Source organism: Microbacterium sp. NPDC055442 (assembly GCF_053644215.1).
The window spans coordinates 541829-557233 of record NZ_JBSHLF010000001.1 but is presented as its reverse complement, the minus strand read 5'-3'; the positions used below and the strand labels follow the sequence as shown (position 1 = coordinate 557233).

The following is a 15405-nucleotide window of genomic DNA, read 5'->3' as shown; positions in this document are numbered from 1 at the left end:
GACTCAGTACCAGCCGACCGACTGCGAATGGCCCCACGCGTTGCACGGCGAGCCGTAGCGCCCCGCGATGTACCCGAGGCCCCACGCGACCTGCGTGCTGGCGTTGGTCTGCCAGTCGGCACCGGCGCTGGCCATCTTGCTGCCGGGGAGCGCCTGGGGGATGCCGGTGGCACCGCTCGAGGCGTTGTAGGCCTGGTAGTTCCAGCCCGACTCCTTGTTCCACAGCGAGACGAGGCATCCGAACTGGTCGTCGCCCCAGCCGTAGTTGCCGAGCATCGCCCGCGCGGATGCCTGCGCGCCGGCCGGGCTGTTGTCGCCGACGGCACCGCCGGTCGCGAAGACGGGGGCGGATGCCGCGGGCCGGGCGGGAGCGGCAGCAGCAGCGGCCGCCGCCGCGGCTGCGGCTTCGGCTTCGAGGCGGGCCTGCTCGGCGGCCTCCTGCTCGGCCTTCAGCGCGATGGCGGCGTCGAGGCTGCCGCGCAGCGCTGCGACCTCGGCCTCGATGGGGTCGATGAGCGTGGTCACTTCGTCGGTCACGGTCGGCAGGAACACGACCGCGCTCGCCTCGGTGCCGGCGTCGAGGCGCTCGACGGCCTCGACGAGCTCGGTCGTGTCGACGACGGTGACGGGGGCATCGATCTCGAGACCGGATGCGGCGATATCGGCGGTCACCGTCTCAGCCGCGGCGATCGTCGCCTCAGCGGCGGCGAGGGCGTCGTTCGCCTCGGTCAGCACGTCGCCGTGGGTGTCGTCGGTCGTCGTCGCGTCGTGGAGCGGAGTGACCGCTGACGCGAGCACGAAGCTCCCGAAGGGTCCCGCGGCTTCGGCCTGTGCCACGGGACTCGCGGCGGTCATGCTCGCGGTGGCGACCAGGCCCAGGGCGAGTGTCGCGGCGATGACGGTGGGGCGGCGGCGCGCTCGCTGTTCGGCGAGGCGGCGCAGGCGGCGGGCAGGAGAGAAAGACGTGTTCGAGCGCATGAATTCTGGTTCCGTATCGGGGTATTCGCGCCATCGGGCAGACGCGTGGTGCCCGTCTCCGCAGGCACAAGTCAGCGAGTCTGCTCCCCGTTTCTGGACGATTCGGGTGCGTTACCTGAGCGTTACATGGATGCCGGGAGCTTCGCGCAGCGTCGGCAAGCGGCTGTCCGCCGCGGCGTCACCGGACGGCGATAGCCTGGATCGATGCCCACCGACCTCGATCCGCAGAGCGCGCGGATGCAGCTCGCAGCGCTGGCCGACGCGGTCGCGACGGGGCGTGGCGGGTCAGGATTCACCGCCTTCGCGGACGAGCCTGTACTGCGGGACGCCCGATCGGCGGCGGTGCTCATCCTCTTCGGCGTGCTCGACGATCTTCCGAGCGATCACGATGCGCAGGCGTCGGCGGTCAGCCGCGATCTCGACGTGCTGCTGCTCGCGCGCGCCGAGACGCTGCGCGCTCACCCCGGTCAGATCGCGTTCCCCGGTGGGCGCCTCGATCCGCACGACGACGGGCCGGTCGGCGCGGCCCTGCGCGAAGCACAGGAGGAGACCGGGCTCGATCCCGACGGCGTCGACGTGCTCGGCACGCTGGAGGCGGTGCCGCTCACCTTCTCGCGTCATCTCGTCACGCCTGTCCTGGGCTGGTGGCGGCATCCCAGCGCGGTCCGCGTGGTCGATGAGCGGGAATCCGCCGACGTCTTCCGCGCTCCCGTCGCGGATCTCCTCGACCCCGCGAATCGCGGGTCGATCGTGGTCACGCGGGGTGAGCAGCGGTTCCGCAGCCCCGGGTTCCTCGTGCCGCGCGCCGATCGGCCCGGCGCTCATCTGGTCTGGGGCTTCACGGGAGCGCTGCTGGACGGATTGTTCGACAGGCTCGGGTGGACAGAGCCCTGGGATGCCGCCCGCGAACTGCCTCTTCCGCCTCTCGGCGACGACAACGGGCGCTGACCCGTCGCGTCACGCCAGCGTCTCCGCCTTGGCTTCGAGGACAGAGCGCTGGGCGGCGTTCCGTGCGAGGGATGCCGCGGTTCGCAGCTCGGAACGCGCCTCGTCGACGCGCCCGAGCCGGGCGAGCAGTTCTCCGCGCACACTCGGCAGGAGGTGCGAGCCGTTCAGCGCGCCGCGGGCCTCCAGCTCGTCCAGTATCGGCAGGGCCTGCGCGGGACCGGTCGCCATCGACACCGCGACTGCGCGGTTGAGCTCGACGACCGGGCTCGGCGCGACACGGCCAAGGGCCTCGTACAGCACGACGATCCGCGACCAGTCGGTCGTGTCGACGCTCGGCGCGACGGCATGACACTCGGCGATCGCCGCCTGCAGCGCGTACGGGCCGCGACCGGATCGGCGCGCTGCGGCCGCGGCATCCGCTCTCTCCAGGAGCCCACGCGCGCGGGCGATCTGGCCGTGGTCCCAGCGTGCACGATCCTGGTCGGCCAGGAGCACCGGGGCGCCCGACGAGGTCTCGCGCGCGGCGAAGCGCGAGCGCTGGAACTCCATGAGGGCGACGAGGGCGAGGGGCTCGGCCTCGCGGGGGAGCAATCCGCTCACGACACGTCCGAGACGCAGGGCTTCGTCGGCGAGATCGGGGCGCAGCCATCGGTCTCCCGTCGTCGCGGCGTAGCCCTCGGTGAAGACGAGGTAGACGACGCCGAGCACGGTGCCCAGGCGCGCTTTCCATTCCGCGGGGTCCGGAGTCTCGAACGGGATGCGGGCGGCGCTGAGGGTCTTCTTCGCGCGGGTGATGCGGGCTTGCACGGTCGGCACGGTCGTCAGCAGCATCCGTGCGATCTCGTCGGTCGACAGGCCCGCGACGACGCGGAGCGTGAGCGCGACCTGCGACTGCCGCGAGAGCACAGGGTGGCATGCGGTGAAGACGAGGCGCACGATGTCGTCGTCGATCGGCTCCCATTCGGCATCCGCCGCCTCGTCGAGGGTGACCGCGATCCGGGCGTAGCGCTCGTCGCGGCGCTCTCGCCTGCGCCAGGAGTCGATGGCTCGGCGCTTCGCCACGGCCGTGAGCCATGCGCCGGGGTTCGACGGCACGCCGTCTGCGGGCCACGACCCGAGCGCTTCGACGACGGCTTCCTGCGCGACGTCCTCGGCGAGGCCGAGGTCGCCGGTCATCTTGGCGAGGGAGGCGACGATCCGCACGCCTTCGATGCGCCAGACGGCCTCGACCGTGCGGCGGACGTCATTCGGTGCCGAGCTCGGCACGCCACTCCTTCTCTTTGCGGATGAACTCGTTGTCGGAGTAGTCGGCGAAGTCGCTCTCGTCGGTCACGCGCCGCACCTCGAGCTTCGCTCCGGGACCGAGCGGACAGCGCTTGGCCCACTCGAGCGCCTCTTCGGCGGTCGCGGTCTGCACGATCCAGAACCCGTTGAACAGCTCGTGCACCTCGCCGTAGGGCCCATCGCTCACGACGGGGGCTTCGCCGTCGAAATCCACGACGTAGCCCGGCTCGGGTGCGAGCCCGTCGCCGGCGACGAGGACCCCGGCGGAGATCATCGACTCGTTGTACGCGCCCATCGCGTTGATGACCGCTTCGAAATCCATCTCGGCGTACGCGTCGGCGGCCTGCGACGTCGCGCGCATGATCAGCATGTGCTTCATGGGGTGCTCCCTGTTCGGCGGGGATCGGTCATCCCCTCTCACTATGACGTCGAACGGGCGGCCGCGGAATCGACATGCTGCCGAAATCTTCGGGGCAGACTATGACCATGCCCCATGTCGACGAGATCGTCCCCGCTGAATACCGCCGTCTGCTCGAGTTGCCGCTGTACGGGCACCTCGGCACGATTCGACCGAACGACACCGTGCAGGTCACTCCGATGTGGTTCGAGTTCGACGGTGAACATGTCCGATTCACGCACACGAACTACCGCCAGAAGTACCGCAACCTGCAGCACAACCCGTCGATGGCTCTGTCCATCCTCGATCCGGACAGCCCGTTCCGCTATCTCGAGGTGGCCGGGCGTCTCGTCGAGGTCGTGCCCGACCCCGAGGGGGCGTTCTACGTGCAGCTGCAGAACCGGTACGGCAACCCCAGCACGACGCCCCCGCCGGACAAGGCCGACCGCGTGATCCTCGTCATGTCGATCGAACGCTCGACGAAGCAGTAACCCGCGCTCGATGAAAACACGGAAGCCCGTGACCGAATCGGTCACGGGCTTCCGCTTTCAGAGGGTCAGCCGCAGTTGGTTGCGGCGTAGGTGACGCTCGTCGTCAGGTCGTTACGGTCACCGGCGGTGCCGGTGATTCCGATGTCGCCTGCCGTCAGCGTCGCGGTGCGGGTGTTGATCGAGACCGAAACGGTCTTGCCCGGCTGCACCGCCGTGAACGACTTGCCACCGTGGTCACTGGTGACCGTGATGTCCGCCGGGACGGAGTCGTTGTTCTTGACGGTGACCGAGGTGTACACCTTGCCTGCGAGGCAGCGCGTGGTGACCTGAGCATCCAGGTCGACCAGGCTGCGGTCGTAAGCGACGCGCATCATCTCCATGAGACCGTTCGAGTACTCCTGCGACTCGGGGTGAGCCGCGGCAGCCGTCGGGTTCTCGCTCGTGAACGGGGGCTGGAAGGAACGACCGACCTCGAAGTTCCACGCGTAGATGCCGTGCTTGTACCACAGCATGTCACCCGAGTTACCGGCGGCCGAGTAGAGCACGTCGATGATCGGGCCGGTGCGGGCCGGGGTCACCGACAGGCCGCGGTGGCGCTTGATCTCACCGAGGATGCGCTCCGAGGCTTCCCAGAAGTACGCCTCGTCCTCGGCGCTCGGACGCGGGGCGGGCTCGCGGCCGGGGACCTTGTACGCACCCGGCGACCACATGAAGTAGTCACCCGAGCTGTGCAGGTTCATCGAGAACGTGATGTTCTGGTGGTTGGTCGCGAGCCAGTCGATGTTGGCCGACTCGGGCTCGCTCAGCTCCGCCGGACCCGCATACGAGCCACTGGTGCAGGAGTGCGAGGCGCCGCTGTAGCCGTCGAACAGGCTGTACGTGTCGTAGTTGCGGTTGTTGTCGACACCCCACGAGTTGCGCGAGTTGTAGTCCGCGGTACCCGTGATCTCACAGTGGTTCGTCATGTTCTTGCGCTGCGACGCAAAGTCGTAGAACGAGTAGTGACCACCATCGGGGTTGACGGACGGCAGGATCCAGATGTCGAGGTTCTCGACGAGCTTGCGGACCTCGGCGTTGGACTCGTAGTTGCGCAGCAGACGCTCGGCCGTCTCGATCGTGACCAGCGGCGGGACCCACTCACGAGCGTGCTCCTGGGCGTACGCCATGACGCCCATCTTCGAGCCGTCGCGGGTGGTGCCGATGCGGATGCCGTAGACCGTCTGCGGCTCGCGCGAGACGGATGCCGGTGCCGACAGGCCGTCGGTGAGCGTCGCGGTCGCCGCGGCGACCGTGCCCAGGCCCGCGTTGCCGCGGTAGGTGTACGCGTTGACGAGCGCGGATGCAGCCTCCGAGCCGTTGATCGCGGCGACGACCTGTGCGGCCGTGGTCGTGATCGCGCCCTCGGCGTCGGTTGCGGGCGTCACCGTGACGGTGGTGCCGTCGACGGCGACACCGAGCGCGGCGTTCGCGCCGGTGGGTGCGGCGATCGAGACGACGATGCCGTTGCCACCTTCGTGGCCCCACGCCTTCGAGTCGACACCGACGATGCTGGCGTTGCCCGTGCCGACGATGCCCTGAGCGAGGCGACGGTAACCGTTGGTCTGGTAGGGCATCTCGACGATCTCGGAGATCTCCGGGAACTCAGCCGCGAGGCTGTAGATGCGAGTGTAGAGCTCGGTCGGGGTGAGGTAGGACGTGATGAAGTCCTTCTCGAGGGGGCCGAACGGGTCCTCGTCATCGATGGCCAGCCAGTCGTTCACCTCTGCGGTGACGACCTCACCGGTCGGGCTCGTGATGCTGATCATCTCCGGACGGGTCTGGACAGCGGCAGCGCCACGGTGCTTGATGTAGACGCTGGCGTCCACGAAGCGCGTGATGTTCTGCTGTCCGCCCGAGCCGATCTCGGTGCCGGGGCCGCTGTCGCGACGCACGACCATCGGTGCGGTGTTGGTCTGGCCATCGGCGAAGCGGGCCTCGACCGAGAGGTAGCCGACACCGAACGACGTGTAGTAGTCGACGCGCAGGATCTCGATGGACGACACGTCGTCCGCCTGGGCAGCCCGACTGAAGGACCGGTTCTCGGCGAGTGTCTGCGTGCGGAACGCCTCGCGCTCGGCGAGCACGTCCTCGGTGTCCTGCTCGGTGTACAGCACCGAGCCGATGGTGAAGCCGCGTGCCTCGAGGGCTGCGACCTGGCTGTCGGAGACCACGGCCTGCACGGTCAACGAGCCGTTGTCGTGCTGATCCACGCCGTGGTCGAGGTCGACGCCGGTCGCGATCAGACGGTCGAGTTCGTCACGGTCGGGAACCGTCACTTCGACGACATTGACCGCGTCGTCGGCTTCGAGGTGCAGATCGAGGTCGTCCTCGGACCCGACTGCACCGATGGGTGTCAGGGTTGTCAGGAGCAGGCCGGCGAGCGCGGCACTGACCGCGACACCTCCGACTGCTTTTCTTCTTCTCACAGCGGACAACATCAAGCATCCCCTCCTTGGGTGCGTGAACAGCATCGTGCAGCGAAGCGGGGTGGTGCGGGTCGAACGGTGCATCACCCCGAGGGCGAGTCCCAAGCTCATCCGCGAGCGGGGGTCATCGCGTTGTCCAATGTCTATCGGTTGTATGCACCGGGGGTCAAGCTATTTCTAAGTATCCGCTGTGAATCGGCGTAAACGGATCGCACAGCGAGATGCAGCCAGACCCGTCAGACTGGCGGCGAGATATCGTCCTGCATCAGCATCCTGCGCAGGAGGACACAAGCGTGAGGCCCGCGACCGAACCGGTCACGGGCCTCAGGCTTCCGAAGGGTCAGCCGCAGTTGGTCGCGGCGTACGTGACGCTCGTCTCCAGGTCGGTCCGGTCACCGGCGGTGCCGGTGATGCCGATCTCTCCTGCCGTCAGCGTCGCGGTGCGGGTGTTGATCGAGACCGAGACGGTCTGGCCCGGCTGCACCGCCGTGAACGACTTGCCGCCGTGGCCGCTGGTGACCCTGATGTCCGCCGGGACGGTGTCGTTGTTCGTGACCGACACCGACGTGTAGACCTTGCCGGCGAGGCAGCGCGTGGCGACCTCCGCGTCGAGACCGACCCTGCTGCGGTCGAGAGCGACGCGCATCAGCTCCATGAGCCCATTCGCGTACTCCTGCGACTCGGGGTGAGCTGCCGCGGCGGTCGGGTTCGCGCTCGTGAACGGAGGCTGGAGCGACCGGGCGACCTCGAAGTTCCACGCGTAGATGCCGTACTTGTACCAGAACATGTCACCGGAGTTGCCGGCCGCCGAGTACAGCACGTCGACGATCGGTCCCGTGCGCGCCGGCGTCACGGAGAGTCCGCGGTACCGCTTGATCTCGGTGAGGATGCGCGAGGAGGCCTCCCAGAAGTACGCCTCGTCCTCTGCGCTCGGCCGCGGCGTGGTCTCGCGACCGGGTAGCTTGTACGCACCGGGGGACCACATGAAGTAGTCACCCGAGCTGTGCAGGTTCATCGAGAAGCGGATCTTCGGGTAGTTCGCCGCGAGCCAGTCGATGTTGCGTGACTCGGGCTCACTCAGCTCCGACGGACCGGCGTGCGTGTCGCTGCTGCACGACGTCGAGGCGCCGCTGTAGCCGTCGAACAGGCTCTAGGTGTCGTAGTTCCGGTTGACATCGACACCCCACGAATTGCGGGCGAGGAAGTCACCGGTGCCGGTCGTCGGGCAGTAGTTCACCATGTTGCGGCGCTGCGAAGCGATTTCTCCGCATCCGCTGTGAATCCGGCGTCGTCGTGTCGCGTGGTCAGACCGCCGCCGATCCATCAGCGCGCCGGCGGGCGCACGGCAGGCTTCAGCCCCGATCAGGCGCGATCAGAGAGTCATCGGCCGGTCGCGCCGGAATCGCGTCGAACGCCCGAGGAGAGAGCGCGCATCTTCTCGAGCAGCGGCTCGGCGACGTCGGCGAGGAAGTCGTCCTGACGCTCATCGCCGATCTGGACCACCGCGATGTCGGTGAACCCGGCTTCGGTGTAGGGGACCACGCTCTGGGCGAGTTCATCGAGGTCGGGTCCGCACGCGATCGATTCCGCGACGTCCTCACGGCGTACGAAGCGGCTCGCCGCCTCGAACCCGGCCGGAGTCGGCAGGTCGGCGTTGACGGCCCATCCGCCGCCGAACCAGCGGAACTGGTCGTGCGCGCGCTCGATCGCGGCGTCCCGATCCGGATCCCACGAGATGGGCACCTGGCCGATCTTTCGCGACGGCCCATCGTGCGCGGCATCCCACGCCTCGATCAGCGACGCTTCGGGTTGCACGGCGATGAGATGGTCGCCCAGGGGCGCGAACGCCTCGACCGACTGCTCGCCCGAGACGGCGACACCGACCTCGAGCGCCGTGTCGGGCACGTCCCAGATGCGCGCGGAGTCGACGCGGAAGAACGTGCCGTCGTAGGTGACGAGGTCACCGGTCTGCAGCTCACGGATGATCTCCAGCGCTTCGACGAGCATCGACTGACGCGTGTCGACGCTCGGCCACCCGTCGCCGACGAAGTGCTCGTTGAGGCTCTCGCCCGATCCGATTCCGAGCAGGAACCGGCCTTCGCTGAGGATCTGCATCGTCGCGGCCTTCTGCGCGACCACCGCCGGGTGGTAGCGCATCGTGGGGCACGTGACGTAGGTCATCAGCTCGACGCGCGAGGTCGCCTGGGCTACCGCGCCGAGCACGGTCCAGGCGTAGGGCGAGTGTCCCTGACTGGTCAGCCACGGTGAGAAATGGTCGCTCGACACTTCGAAGTCGAATCCCGCGTCCTCCGCGGCCTGTGCGTAGCGCACGAGCTCGCGCGGTCCGCTCTGTTCGGTCATGAGGGTGTAGCCGAACCTCGTCATGACAGCGTCCTCAGCGGGTCGCGGTGCGGTTCTCGGCGCTGACCATCCACGCGAACTGCTCGAGAGACTCGAGGATGGCGTGCAGGATGTCGGCGCTCGTCGGGTCCTCCTCATCGACGTCGTCATGCACGTCGCGGCAGGTCGCGACCGCGGCGTCGAGGCGCTCGGTCACGAGGTCGACGACGTCGGCCGTGTCGATCTCCCCCTGGGGGAACTCCGGCAGCGTCGTCGTCTCGGTCACCGTGTCGCTGCGGCCATCGGGGAGCGCGTGCAGCGCCCGCATCCGCTCGGCGATCGTGTCGCTGAAGCCGCGCGCGGCCTCGATGATCTCGTCGAGCTGCCGGTGCATGTCACGGAAGTTCTTGCCCACGACGTTCCAGTGGGCCTGCTTGCCCTGGCTCGCGAGCTCGAGCAGATCGACGAGCACGCGCTGAAGGTTCTCGCTCAGCGACTCCGAGGCGCGGAAACCGCTCTCGGCATTCTGCTCGCTCGTGAGCATCGCGCCGCTGCGGGCGGGGCGCCGCTTGTTCTTCGTCGCGGACTTCTTCGACGCGTCGCTTGCGGTCTTGCTCTTCGAACCGTTCTTCGTGGTGGTCGCCATGATGTCGTCTCCTTCGAGCTGTCCTTCGACGGTACGAGCTCGCCGGCACGTGCGCCCGGGGATTGCGGATGCCGCATCCCGGTGCTATTCAGTCGTCGCTCGAGTGCAGCCCGCGGCGCGATGACAGCACCGTGACCTCGGGGTGCTCGTCGGCGAGGAGGTGCTCTGCGCGATCGAGCACGTCGCGCACGTGGGACGCGTCCGCCGCGATGATGGACACGCCGATCGCGGTGCGGCGGTGCAGGTCGTGCGCACCGACCTCGGCGACGGCGACCTCGGTGCGCCGGCCCAGATCGGCCAGAAGCGGCCGCAGGATGCTGCGCTTCTCCTTGAGCGACCGCACGTCGCCCAGCAGCACATCGAACTCCATCCAGCCGATCCACATGCAGGTGAGTCTGCCACTGCGTTGCGCGTCCCACGCGCGCGCAGTCTGCCTACCATGGCAGGAGCACCTCGACCGGAAGGAGCCGCCCGTGGTCCAGGTCCGCGTTGCCGGCATCGCGCTCGACGAGTCGGGGCAGCACGTCTTGCTGCTGAAGCCGATCGACCAGCTGCCCGGCGCCGGGCGCATGCTCCCGATCTGGATCGGGGCGCTCGAGGCGACCTCGATCCTCATCGCGGTCGAGGGCGCGAGCGTGCCGAGGCCGCTCGCACACGACCTCATGAAGGGCGTGATCGAGTCCGTCGACGCGAGCGTCGAGCGCACCGAGATCACCCGCATCGACGATGGCACGTACTATGCCGAGATCACGCTCGTCACGCCCGGCGGCATCCGCATCATCGACGCGAGACCCTCGGATGCCGTCGCTCTGGCATCCCGTGCCGGAGCGGCGCTGTGGGTCGCCGACGCCGTCATGGAGGAGGCGGGCGTGCCCGATCTGATGAGCGACGAGGTCGATGCCGAAGAGAGCGTGGACGAGTTCAAGAGGTTCCTCAACGACGTCGACCCCGACGACTTCCGCGGCTGAGGCTCCACCGCGAGGCCGTCGGACGCGTCGCGACCCCGGCGTGACGGCCGGTCAGTCCTGAGTGGACGGCGTCCGGCCCGCGGTGGCCGGCTCCCAGCCGAGGGCGGGGGCGACGTGCGTCGCGAACGACTCGACGATGCGCAGGTTGAACTCGACCCCGAGCTGGCTGGGGATCGTGAGCATGAGGGTGTCCGCCGAGCGGATCGCGGCATCGTCGAGCAGCTGCTCCACGAGCACATCCGGCTCGGCCGCATAGCTCTGCCCGAACGTCGACCGCATGCCGTCGATGACGCCGACCTGATCTCCTTCTCGGGTGCGCCCGAAGTAGAGCGCATCCTCCGCCGTCGTGATGGGGAAGATCGAGCGGCTCACCGAGACGCGCGGCTCACCGCCGTGCCCGGCCGTGCGCCACGCGGCACGGAACGCGTCGATCTGCTGTGCCTGCAGCTCGTCGAACGGCAGGCCGCGGTCTTCGGTCAGCAGCGTGGAGGACATCAGGTTCACCCCGATGCTGCCCGCCCACTCGGCCGTCTCGCGCGTGCCGGCACCCCACCACACCCGAGAACGCAGCCCGGGGGAGTGCGGCTCGATCCGCTGCATGCCCGTGCCGCCGCCGAACGGCGAGTTCGCGTCGCGTTCGGCGAGTCCTTCGCCGTCGATCGCGCGCAGGAACAGGTCGAAGTGCTCGCGCGCGATATCGGCGCCGCGCGGATCGGCCGAGCCCGTGTATCCGAACGCCTCGTATCCGCGAACCACGGTCTCGGGTGATCCGCGACTCACGCCCAGCGCCAGCCGTCCGCGTGAGATGAGATCGACCGCCGCGGCTTCTTCAGCGAGGTACAGCGGGTTCTCGTAGCGCATGTCGATGACGCCGGTGCCGACCTCGATGCGCTCCGTTCGTGCCGCGATCGCGGCGAGGAGCGGCATCGGCGAGGACTGCTGACGTGCGAAGTGGTGCACGCGGAAGTAGGTGCCGTTGACACCGAGGTCGTCCATCCCCTGGGCGAGATCGATGGCCTGGTGCATCGAGTCGGCGGCGGTGAGCTGGCGTCCGCCGCCGAGGGGACCGTAATGACCGAACGAGAGGGTTCCGAAGCGCTGCATGACGGATGCAACCGCACCTGTGCGGTATCCATTCCGGTGAATGCACGTCGGTGGTGGTGCGTGTCAACCCCGCCCCGTTCGTCGGTGCCGGGACATAGGCTCGCGGTATGTCGACTCGCATTCTGCTCATCGGCGGCCACGGCAAGGTCGCGCTCCTGCTCGAACCGATCCTCGCCGATCGCGGCGACACCGTCACGGCGGTCATTCGCAATCCCGATCATGAGGCCGACGTCGCCGCGACCGGTGCGCAGCCGCTCGTCGCGGACATCGAGGAGTTCGACACCGAGCAGCTGACGAACCTCGTGAGCGGCAACGACGTGGTCGTCTGGTCGGCGGGAGCGGGCGGCGGCGACGCGGCCCGCACCTACGCTGTGGATCGGGATGCCGCGATCCGATCGATCGAGGCGGCGGTCGCCGCCGGCGTCCGGCGCTACGTCATGGTGTCGTACTTCGGCGCGGGCGCTGATCACGGTGTCGACCCCGACAACTCGTTCTTCGCCTACGCCGAGGCCAAAGCCGCCGCCGATGCGCATCTGCGCGCGAGCGGACTGGACTGGACGATCGTCGCGCCGAGCGGTCTGACGCTCGACGAGCCGACGGGGCGCATCGACGTCGAAGCCGACGAGTCGGGCACGGTGTCCCGTGCGGACGTCGCGGCCGTCGTCGCGGCCGCGCTCGCCGACGATTCGACGATCGGGCGCACGATCCGATTCAACTCCGGTGACGTGCCGATCCCCGAGGCGGTCGCGGGCACGGGCCGGCGAAGCCGGGAGTAGCCCGAACGCCGCCGCCGGTCGTGGTGTCCCGCGCGGACACCGCTGCCCTCACGGACTGAGCTGGCGCACATCCGATGGAGCACGCTCCTGCGGCGGACTGCCGGTCTGCGGATACGATCTCGCCGCGGAGTACCGCGGGCGCAGCCACAGCGCGACGTAGACGAGAGCGACCAGAACGGGCACCTCGATGAGCGGCCCGACGATGCCCGCCAGCGCCTGTCCGCTCGTGGCGCCGAACGTGCCGATGGCGACCGCGATGGCCAGCTCGAAGTTGTTGCCGGACGCGGTGAACGCCAGTGACACGGTGCGCTCGTACGAGAGGGCGATCAGCCTGCCCGTCAGGAAGCCGATGAGGAACATCAGGACGAAATAGGCCAGGAGCGGGAGCGCGATCCGCGCCACGTCGAACGGCCTGTCGATGACGTGCTGGCCCTGCAGGGCGAAGAGCATCACGATCGTGAAGAGCAGCCCGCCGAGCGCGAACGGGCCGACTTTCGGGAGGAAGACGGACTCGTACCACTGGCGTCCCCGGCGCCGCTCGCCGATGACGCGCGACAGGTACCCCGCGATGAGCGGGACGCCGAGGAACACCAGGACGCTGACCGTGATCGCCCAGACCGAGAACTCGGCGCTCGTCGTCGACAGGCCGAGCCACGTCGGCAGCACCTGCAGATAGAACCATCCGAGGCCCGCGAACGCGACCACTTGGAACACGGAGTTGACGGCCACGAGGAAGGCGGCCGCCTCGCGGTCCCCGCACGCGAGGTCGTTCCAGATGAGCACCATCGCAATGCACCGCGCGAGTCCGACGATGATCAGCCCGGTGCGGTACTCCGGCAGGTCGGGAAGCAGAAGCCAGGCCAGCGCGAACATGAGTGCGGGGCCGACCAGCCAATTGAGGATCAGCGACGAGACGAGCAGGCGCCTGTCCCGCGCGACGACGGCGACATCGGAGTAGCGCACCTTCGCCAGCACCGAGTACATCATCACGAGCAGACCGAGCGCGATCGGCACGCTGACCGATCCGATGGATGCTGCATGCAGCAGGTCGCCGAAGGCGGGAGCGAATACCGCCAGGGCGAGTCCTGCGGCCATGGCGAGAAGGATCCACAGCGGCAGAAGCTGATCGAGACGGGACAGTCTCGCCGGCGCGACGGCGTGTGTCATCGTGCTCCGCGCCGACCCTTCGCGATGATGTGTGCGCGACACGAGTTCAGGACCCCACGAGGAGCTGCGACACGCGATCGAGCGCTCCGGGGACGAGCCGGAAATACGCCCAGGTTCCGCGCTTGCTCCGCGTGAGGAAGCCCGCGGTCGTGAGGATCTTCAGGTGGTGCGAGACGGTCGGCTGGCTGAGACCCACCGGCTCGATGAGGTCGCAGACACACGCCTCGAAGTCCTCCGAAGCGGCGACGATCGACAGCAGTCGCAACCGCGTCGGATCGGCCAGCGCCTTCATCGTCGTCGCCAGCCGTTCCGCTTCCGCCGCCGTGAGCGGCTCGCGTACGAGAGGGGCGCAGCACGCGTCGGCGCGGACGTCGGTCGGCTCGAGCATCGTGGTCATGTATCGAGGGTAATCGATATTGACAGGCGTCGATAGAGCGACCAGAATCGGACAGCATCGACGCTCATCGATATCTGGAGGCCATCGTGACCCTGCTCGACCTGACGCCGCGTGTCACCGAGACGAGTCGGCTCTCGACGCTGCCCGTGGCCATCATCGGTGCGGGACCGATCGGACTGGCGGCCGCGGCGAACCTGCTCGAGCGCGGGATCGACTTCGTCGTCCTCGAGGCGGGGGAGCACGCGGCATCCAGCATTCTCGAATGGGGGCACACGCGGCTCTTCTCTCCGTGGAAGCACCTCGTCGACCCGGTATCCCGCCGACTTCTCGAAGCGCGCGGGTGGGAGCTTCCCGATCCCGAGCGCGCCCCGACGGGCGCCGAGCTCGTCGAGCGCTATGTCGCCCCGCTCGCGGAGGTCGACGAGATCGCAGCGCGTGTGCGCACGGGCGTCGAAGTCGTGGGCGTGACACGTGAGGGAATGGACCGCACCCGCAGTGCGGCACGAGCGGATGCGCCGTTCAACGTGCGCATCCGAACGGGAGGCGGCGGCATCGAGGATGTCCCTGCGCGCGCCGTGATCGACGCATCCGGCACGTACCGGTCGCCCAATCCGCTGTCGTCGAACGGCCTCGACCTGCTCGGGATGCCGGAGATCGCCGACCTCGTGACCCCCGCGCTCCCCGACGTGCTCGGCCGTGATCGTGCGCAGTTCGCCGGGCGTCGGGTCACGGTCGTCGGTGCGGGGCACTCGGCCGCGAACACGCTCCTCGCCCTGATCGACCTCGCGCGGGAGGAGCCGGACACCAGCGTGACCTGGCTCATCCGCACGGCTCGAGCGGTGCGGGTCTCCTCCTCGCCCGATGACGAGCTGATCGGACGCGCGCACCTCGGCCGCCGCGTCGATCGGGCCGTCGAGCGCTCGGAGATCGCGTTGCTCGACGGCTTCGAGATCATGACGGCCCGACGGGTCGCGGACACCGTCGAACTGGGGGGCCGTCGACACGGGGATCTCGCCGTGCACGAGGCCGACGTCGTCGTCAACGCGACGGGCTTTCGTCCCGACCTGGGCATGCTTCGCGAGATCCGACTCGACCTCGATGAGGTCGTCGAGGCTCCCCGGCGCCTCGCCCCGCTCATCGATCCGAACATGCACTCCTGCGGCACGGTCGAGCCGCACGGCTTCGGCGAGCTCACGCACCCCGAGCACGGCTTCTTCATCGTCGGCATGAAATCCTACGGACGCGCGCCGACATTCCTCCTCTCGACGGGGTACGAGCAGGTCCGATCCGTCGCGGCGTGGCTCGCCGGCGACATGGCCTCCGCGGCGAAGGTCGATCTGGTGCTTCCGGCCACCGGCGTGTGCTCGACGGACCCCGGTATCGATGGCGGATGCTGCGCGTGAACGGATCGCGCGTGCGCGCCACCGGTCGGGGGCAGCCCTCC

The 15405-nt window shown here is 68.7% G+C and carries 16 protein-coding genes; 5 read left to right on the top strand and 11 right to left on the bottom strand.

What is annotated here, in order from left to right; translation table 11 throughout:
• Nucleotides 1–3 precede the first annotated feature (3 nt).
• On the bottom strand, nt 4–978 hold the full coding sequence (locus ACWIBS_RS02720) for an aggregation-promoting factor C-terminal-like domain-containing protein (RefSeq protein WP_376125517.1): 975 nt from the start codon (nt 976–978) through the stop codon (nt 4–6).
• A gap of 204 nt (nt 979–1182) precedes the next feature.
• Between ACWIBS_RS02720 and ACWIBS_RS02715 the strand changes: the two genes are divergently transcribed.
• The gene (locus tag ACWIBS_RS02715; protein ID WP_376125520.1) at nt 1183–1926 is read left to right on the top strand and encodes an NUDIX hydrolase; all 744 of its coding nucleotides are present in this window, start codon (nt 1183–1185) and stop codon (nt 1924–1926) included.
• 9 nt (nt 1927–1935) lie between these two features.
• Here ACWIBS_RS02715 and ACWIBS_RS02710 read toward each other — a convergent pair whose 3' ends face one another.
• Together ACWIBS_RS02710 and ACWIBS_RS02705 are read right to left on the bottom strand one after the other, a co-directional pair.
• On the bottom strand, nt 1936–3192 hold the full coding sequence (locus tag ACWIBS_RS02710; RefSeq protein WP_376125522.1) for an RNA polymerase sigma factor: 1257 nt from the start codon (nt 3190–3192) through the stop codon (nt 1936–1938).
• Nucleotides 3170–3589, bottom strand: a complete 420-nt coding sequence (locus tag ACWIBS_RS02705) for a YciI family protein (protein ID WP_376125523.1) — start codon at nt 3587–3589, stop codon at nt 3170–3172. The genes ACWIBS_RS02710 and ACWIBS_RS02705 overlap by 23 nt, the downstream gene beginning before the upstream one ends.
• 107 nt (nt 3590–3696) lie before the next feature.
• Here ACWIBS_RS02705 and ACWIBS_RS02700 point away from each other — a divergent pair, with 107 nt between their 5' ends.
• Nucleotides 3697–4098 (top strand): PPOX class F420-dependent oxidoreductase, encoded by a 402-nt coding sequence (locus ACWIBS_RS02700; protein WP_376125526.1) that lies wholly within the window; start codon nt 3697–3699, stop codon nt 4096–4098.
• 65 nt (nt 4099–4163) lie between these two features.
• Here ACWIBS_RS02700 and ACWIBS_RS02695 read toward each other — a convergent pair whose 3' ends face one another.
• From ACWIBS_RS02695 to ACWIBS_RS02675, 5 genes are all read right to left on the bottom strand, one after another.
• Nucleotides 4164–6575, bottom strand: coding sequence for a M14 family zinc carboxypeptidase (locus tag ACWIBS_RS02695; RefSeq protein ID WP_376125621.1), 2412 nt, complete (start codon nt 6573–6575; stop codon nt 4164–4166).
• Nucleotides 6576–6903: 328 nt separating this feature from the next.
• On the bottom strand, nt 6904–7710 hold the full coding sequence (locus tag ACWIBS_RS02690) for a M14 family zinc carboxypeptidase (protein ID WP_376125622.1): 807 nt from the start codon (nt 7708–7710) through the stop codon (nt 6904–6906).
• Between the two features lie 233 nt (nt 7711–7943).
• Nucleotides 7944–8948: a TIGR03557 family F420-dependent LLM class oxidoreductase gene (locus ACWIBS_RS02685; RefSeq protein WP_376125528.1), complete on the bottom strand. Its 1005-nt coding sequence runs from the start codon at nt 8946–8948 to the stop codon at nt 7944–7946.
• Nucleotides 8949–8958: 10 nt separating this feature from the next.
• Entirely contained in the window at nt 8959–9447 is a 489-nt protein-coding gene (locus ACWIBS_RS02680; RefSeq protein ID WP_376125625.1) for a Dps family protein, read from the bottom strand.
• A gap of 190 nt (nt 9448–9637) precedes the next feature.
• Nucleotides 9638–9934: a DUF503 domain-containing protein gene (locus ACWIBS_RS02675; protein ID WP_376125530.1), complete on the bottom strand. Its 297-nt coding sequence runs from the start codon at nt 9932–9934 to the stop codon at nt 9638–9640.
• Between the two features lie 88 nt (nt 9935–10022).
• Here ACWIBS_RS02675 and ACWIBS_RS02670 point away from each other — a divergent pair, with 88 nt between their 5' ends.
• Nucleotides 10023–10517: a bifunctional nuclease family protein gene (locus ACWIBS_RS02670; RefSeq protein ID WP_376125532.1), complete on the top strand. Its 495-nt coding sequence runs from the start codon at nt 10023–10025 to the stop codon at nt 10515–10517.
• Nucleotides 10518–10568: 51 nt separating this feature from the next.
• On the opposite strand, the gene ACWIBS_RS02665 is transcribed toward ACWIBS_RS02670, so the two are convergent.
• Nucleotides 10569–11621 (bottom strand): LLM class flavin-dependent oxidoreductase, encoded by a 1053-nt coding sequence (locus ACWIBS_RS02665; protein ID WP_376125535.1) that lies wholly within the window; start codon nt 11619–11621, stop codon nt 10569–10571.
• A gap of 107 nt (nt 11622–11728) precedes the next feature.
• On the opposite strand from ACWIBS_RS02665, the gene ACWIBS_RS02660 reads away from it, so the two are divergent.
• Nucleotides 11729–12397, top strand: coding sequence for an NAD(P)H-binding protein (locus ACWIBS_RS02660; RefSeq protein ID WP_376125536.1), 669 nt, complete (start codon nt 11729–11731; stop codon nt 12395–12397).
• A 48-nt stretch (nt 12398–12445) separates the two neighbouring features.
• Here ACWIBS_RS02660 and arsB read toward each other — a convergent pair whose 3' ends face one another.
• Nucleotides 12446–13564: an ACR3 family arsenite efflux transporter gene (gene arsB, locus ACWIBS_RS02655; protein WP_376125539.1), complete on the bottom strand. Its 1119-nt coding sequence runs from the start codon at nt 13562–13564 to the stop codon at nt 12446–12448.
• A gap of 46 nt (nt 13565–13610) precedes the next feature.
• A complete protein-coding gene (locus tag ACWIBS_RS02650; protein ID WP_376125541.1) occupies nt 13611–13961 on the bottom strand; it encodes a metalloregulator ArsR/SmtB family transcription factor in 351 nt (116 codons plus the stop codon).
• Nucleotides 13962–14047: 86 nt separating this feature from the next.
• Between ACWIBS_RS02650 and ACWIBS_RS02645 the strand changes: the two genes are divergently transcribed.
• Nucleotides 14048–15364, top strand: coding sequence for an NAD(P)-binding domain-containing protein (locus ACWIBS_RS02645; protein WP_376125543.1), 1317 nt, complete (start codon nt 14048–14050; stop codon nt 15362–15364).
• The last annotated feature ends 41 nt before the right edge of the window (nt 15365–15405 follow it).

Excerpts from the sequence above, each read along its gene's own strand:
- ACWIBS_RS02715 (WP_376125520.1), top strand. The coding sequence starts at position 1,183 with ATGCCCACCGACCTCGATCCGCAGAGCGCGCGGATGCAGCTCGCAGCG.
- arsB (WP_376125539.1), bottom strand. The coding sequence starts at position 13,564 with ATGACACACGCCGTCGCGCCGGCGAGACTGTCCCGTCTCGATCAGCTT.
- ACWIBS_RS02650 (WP_376125541.1), bottom strand. The coding sequence starts at position 13,961 with ATGACCACGATGCTCGAGCCGACCGACGTCCGCGCCGACGCGTGCTGC.
- ACWIBS_RS02695 (WP_376125621.1), bottom strand. The coding sequence starts at position 6,575 with ATGTTGTCCGCTGTGAGAAGAAGAAAAGCAGTCGGAGGTGTCGCGGTC.
- ACWIBS_RS02700 (WP_376125526.1), top strand. The coding sequence starts at position 3,697 with ATGCCCCATGTCGACGAGATCGTCCCCGCTGAATACCGCCGTCTGCTC.
- ACWIBS_RS02660 (WP_376125536.1), top strand. The coding sequence starts at position 11,729 with ATGTCGACTCGCATTCTGCTCATCGGCGGCCACGGCAAGGTCGCGCTC.
- ACWIBS_RS02705 (WP_376125523.1), bottom strand. The coding sequence starts at position 3,589 with ATGAAGCACATGCTGATCATGCGCGCGACGTCGCAGGCCGCCGACGCG.
- ACWIBS_RS02665 (WP_376125535.1), bottom strand. The coding sequence starts at position 11,621 with ATGCAGCGCTTCGGAACCCTCTCGTTCGGTCATTACGGTCCCCTCGGC.
- ACWIBS_RS02720 (WP_376125517.1), bottom strand. The coding sequence starts at position 978 with ATGCGCTCGAACACGTCTTTCTCTCCTGCCCGCCGCCTGCGCCGCCTC.
- ACWIBS_RS02675 (WP_376125530.1), bottom strand. The coding sequence starts at position 9,934 with ATGTGGATCGGCTGGATGGAGTTCGATGTGCTGCTGGGCGACGTGCGG.
- ACWIBS_RS02685 (WP_376125528.1), bottom strand. The coding sequence starts at position 8,948 with ATGACGAGGTTCGGCTACACCCTCATGACCGAACAGAGCGGACCGCGC.
- ACWIBS_RS02680 (WP_376125625.1), bottom strand. The coding sequence starts at position 9,447 with ATGCTCACGAGCGAGCAGAATGCCGAGAGCGGTTTCCGCGCCTCGGAG.